Origin of the sequence: Halobacillus sp. BBL2006, from assembly GCF_000786645.1 — a bacterium.
Classification (GTDB): domain Bacteria; phylum Bacillota; class Bacilli; order Bacillales; family Halobacillaceae; genus Halobacillus.
Genome location: NZ_JRNX01000454.1, coordinates 1 through 2,891 on the forward strand (window position 1 = coordinate 1; position 2,891 = coordinate 2,891).

General features: G+C 39.9%; 3 protein-coding genes. 1 reads left to right on the forward strand and 2 read right to left on the reverse strand.

Annotated features, from left to right (window positions below):
* A partial coding sequence (locus LD39_RS13595) for a proline/glycine betaine ABC transporter permease (protein ID WP_035547907.1) occupies window positions 1-791 on the reverse strand: 791 nt, incomplete at its 3' end.
* The gene (gene proV, locus LD39_RS13600; protein ID WP_035547910.1) at window positions 775-1,977 is read right to left on the reverse strand and encodes a glycine betaine/L-proline ABC transporter ATP-binding protein ProV; all 1,203 of its coding nucleotides are present in this window, start codon (window positions 1,975-1,977) and stop codon (window positions 775-777) included. The genes proV and LD39_RS13595, both read right to left, overlap by 17 nt.
* 286 nt (window positions 1,978-2,263) lie before the next feature.
* Here proV and LD39_RS13605 point away from each other — a divergent pair, with 286 nt between their 5' ends.
* Complete coding sequence (locus LD39_RS13605; RefSeq protein WP_035547916.1) at window positions 2,264-2,788, forward strand: GbsR/MarR family transcriptional regulator; 525 nt, start codon at window positions 2,264-2,266, stop codon at window positions 2,786-2,788.
* The last annotated feature ends 103 nt before the right edge of the window (window positions 2,789-2,891 follow it).

Sequence of the window (2,891 nt, forward strand, 5' to 3'; positions counted from 1 at the left end):
AAGATTACAATTCCTAAACCTGCCACAAAGCCGGTTCCGACTTCTGCACGTTGTAGACCGGTGATAACTGTTTGTCCTAAACCTTTTGCACCGATCATAGATGCAATAACAACCATGGATAAAGCAAGCATAACCGTCTGGTTGATTCCTGCCATAATGGTTTTCTTAGCCATAGGCAATTGAACTTTGAAAAGCTTCTGTGTCCCTGTGGTACCAAATGCATCGGATGCCTCAATCAATTCATGAGAAACTTGGCGAATACCCAGATTCGTAAAACGTACCGTCGGTGGTGTGGCGAAAATGACAGATGCAAATACACCTGGAACCATACCAATACTGAAGAACGCAACCGCCGGAATCAAGTAAACGAACGCCGGCATCGTCTGCATAAAGTCAAGGATAGGAGTAAGAATGCTTTCCACCATTTTGCTCTTCGCCATCCAGATTCCGAACGGAACTCCGATAATGACAGAGATCAAACTCGCAAATATAACAAGGGTGAACGTATTCATTAACTCCGACCAAAGCTCTTGGTTCGAAATGAACCATAATCCGATGACTGAAAAAGCAGTCAAGCCGAATTTTTTACCCGATATGAAGAAAGCTACAACACCAACGATCAGGATGAAAAGCCAAATCGGAATGCTCATCAACCAATCTTCGGCGAACATTTCAATAAAATCACCAAAGTCATTTTTAATAAAATCAAATAGAAATTCAAATGTATCTGTTATCCAATCCGTAGCAGAAGATATCCACTCTGCTACTGGAATCTTAGGAATTAATTCCATTTAAGTTCACCTCACTTCCAGCTAATGCAGCAATGACAGCACCTCTTACGATAATTCCACGCAGCTTCCCGTCTTCTACGACAGCTACTGGAACAGGTGCATCATGGATGACGTTAAAGATCTCATTCATAGATGTATCTTTTTCCACTTTCGGAATATCTGTGCGGAGAATCGCATTTAGATCTTTCGCATCTTTTTTAACAGCCTCTGAAACGTCGTCAGCTGTGACGTAACCCTTAAGGTTCCGTTTCGCATCGGTTACATAAATGGTTGACAGACCTTCTTTACGCATACGTTCAAGAGCTGTTCTTGGTCCGTGCTTATCAATATCGACAGTCTCTGGACGCTTCATGATGTGTTCAGCTGATAGTACTTTAGAACGATCGACATCTTCAACGAACTTCTCAACATAATCGTTTGCAGGGTTAACCAGGATTTCTTCCGGTGTACCAATTTGTACAATTTTTCCGTCCTTCATCAATGCAATGCGGTCACCAATACGAAGAGCTTCATCGAGGTCGTGAGTAATGAAAAGAATCGTTTTCCTCATAGACTCTTGAAGCTCTAACAATTCATCCTGCATTTCTTTTCTAATCAAAGGGTCAAGAGCGGAGAAGGCTTCGTCCATAAGAAGAACTTCTGGATCATTCGCCAATGCACGAGCTAATCCTACACGCTGCTGCATCCCGCCTGATAGTTGACCTGGGAACTGGTGGATATAACCTCCTAGTCCAACCATCTCAAGTGATTCCGTCGCTTTTTTCTTACGCTCATCCTTATCTACACCCTGTACCTCTAAGCCGAATTCAGCATTTTCTAAAATGGTACGATGCGGGAATAAAGCAAAGCGCTGGAATACCATACTCAATTTTTGACGGCGGACTTCCCTAAGACTTTTCTTATCCATTTTAGCTAAGTCCTGACCATCGATGTATACACTGCCTTCCGTAGGCTCGATCAAGCGGTTAATCAATCGAACGAGTGTTGATTTACCACTTCCGGAAAGTCCCATGATTACGAAGATTTCTCCTTCTTCTACATCAAAGGACGCCCGATTGACCCCTACGGTATTACCTGTTTTTTCTAAGATTTCTTCTTTAGACAAACCTTCATCCAAATATTTGGTCGCTTTTTTTGCTTGCTTACCGAATATCTTGGACAGATTTTCTACCTGTATAATCGGCACGTCTCTCACCTCTTATGTTTTAGTTTAGTATGGTACGTTTTTGTTTTTTTATATCCGTACTCACTCAAGCACCTTTACTACTGTAACCTATTTGTAACAAAAAGTTCAAACCATAAATACTTTTAAATAAGAATAAAAATTACGTACAGTTTGAACTGTACAAAATTAAAATAGTAAAAAGATACTTTTTCCTCGGTTTTTCTCTTGAATACTCCCCTATACTTAATTTTTAATAAAATCCAAAATATAGTAATGTAGTCTTAGCACCTTTGAGAAGGAGGATCTTATGGTATTAAAAGATCACCATACACTAGAAGACATCCATACGAAAGTCATACACGAGTTCTCTAAAACCCTCGAGATGTTTGGATTAACTCCGGCAGATGCTCGATTATTTGTAACGTTATATATTCGTCGTTCTCCTATGACATTGGATGAAATGAGTGAAGCGTTAGGTAAGAGCAAAACGTCGATGAGTACAGGGGTACGTGGGTTGGTCGATCAAGGCCTGGTTGAACGAGTATGGAAGAAGGGGGTCCGTAAAGATCTCTATCAGGCAAATGAGAATCTGTATAAAAACTTTATGTCTTCCTATATTAAAAAGTGGCAAATGGCCGCTAATGAACAGGAGGATTCTCTAAAAGGCATTGAAGGAGAATTAAAGGAGAGATACCAAGATTTCTCAGAAGAAAACCAAATGGACGTGGCGAATGATCTCTATAAGCGAATTGAGGATATGATTCAATTCCATGAGTTAATTACGCGTGCTTTTCATGAAATAAACCCCAATGATAGTTCCCACTCACTCTAGCCTCTAAATTAGAATACGGACGATGTTTCGTTCGTATTTTTTTGTGGAATAGTATTTTAGCACATTATATCTTGAAAATTTTTAAATTATTATTATCATTAGA

Excerpts from the sequence above, each read along its gene's own strand:
- LD39_RS13605 (WP_035547916.1), top strand. The coding sequence starts at position 2,264 with ATGGTATTAAAAGATCACCATACACTAGAAGACATCCATACGAAAGTC.